At 26.6% G+C, this 1,081-nt stretch carries 2 protein-coding genes; both read left to right on the plus strand.

The genetic code is table 11. The features are described from left to right. Nucleotides 1–535, plus strand: a 535-nt coding sequence (locus BM119_RS19515) for a polysaccharide deacetylase family protein (RefSeq protein WP_143087371.1), incomplete at its 5' end; no start/stop codon positions are given. A gap of 232 nt (nt 536–767) precedes the next feature. Beyond that, complete coding sequence (locus BM119_RS19520) at nt 768–1,001, plus strand: hypothetical protein (RefSeq protein WP_090043349.1); 234 nt, start codon at nt 768–770, stop codon at nt 999–1,001. The last annotated feature ends 80 nt before the right edge of the window (nt 1,002–1,081 follow it).

A 1,081-nucleotide genomic window follows, 5' to 3' on the forward strand; every position in this document is an offset into this window, starting at 1 on the left:
AAAGGCTACTTTCTTTTTAGTTGGTAATGCAGTTGATAATGAAAAGCATAAAGATTTAGTAAAGAGGATATATGATGAGGGACATGCTATAGGAAATCATAGCTATACACATGATTACAAGAAAATATATCCAGGAAACAGTGTTAATGTAGAATCTTTTTTTCAAGAAATTAACCAAACTAATGCTAGTATAAAGAAGATATTAGGTGATGATTTTAACACTAGAGTAATAAGAATGCCTGGTGGATATATGTCAAGAAAACATTATAAGGATCCAAGTTTACCAGCTCTTGATGCAAAGTTTGCTGAATTAGATATGGATAGTATAGATTGGAATGCATTAAGTGGTGATGCTGAAGGAAAGAAAAGAACTCCACAAGAACTTGTAGAAAGAGTTAAAAAAACTGTAACAGGACAAGAAAAAGCAGTAATACTTATGCATGACACTTATGGAAAGGGAACTACAGCAGAAGCTTTACCTCAAGTTATAGAATGGTTACAAAGTGAAGGATATGAATTTAAAACAATGAAGTAAAAACAATTTTATTAAAAATATAAATAGTAAGTGTTAAGTTTAATCATCATAGTATGGTGATATGGATTTAACACTATTTATTTATTAACATAGATTTAACAGTATTAAGTATTTCTTATAAGGACTATAATTTGGAATACCTGATTAAATATAGGATTGGTAGCGAGATTAATTGTTATAACACAGGATAAAGTACAAGAGATGATATATTATAATAGTTGGAGGGATTTGTGTGAAAATATCATTAATACAAAATAATAGTATTTGGAATGCCAATCAAAATTTAAAAAATACATCTAAAGAAGGTCAACATAAAAATTCATCAACAATTGATACAACTAACCCTGTTTCAAATAACAGCAAAAATCCATATATAAATTCTTTGGAAAAACAGAGATTACAGTTAGAAGAAGAATTATTTTTTTGTTATCTTTTTGATACAAAAGTAAGTAAAAAACATATATAATATATATTGAGAAATAAGTCTAATGCTTAATGTAACGGATTTGTAAATTTGTATAAAAATATATAAATTATAATTTAAGT

This window comes from Clostridium frigidicarnis (genome assembly GCF_900111985.1).
Taxonomy (GTDB): domain Bacteria; phylum Bacillota; class Clostridia; order Clostridiales; family Clostridiaceae; genus Clostridium_Z; species Clostridium_Z frigidicarnis.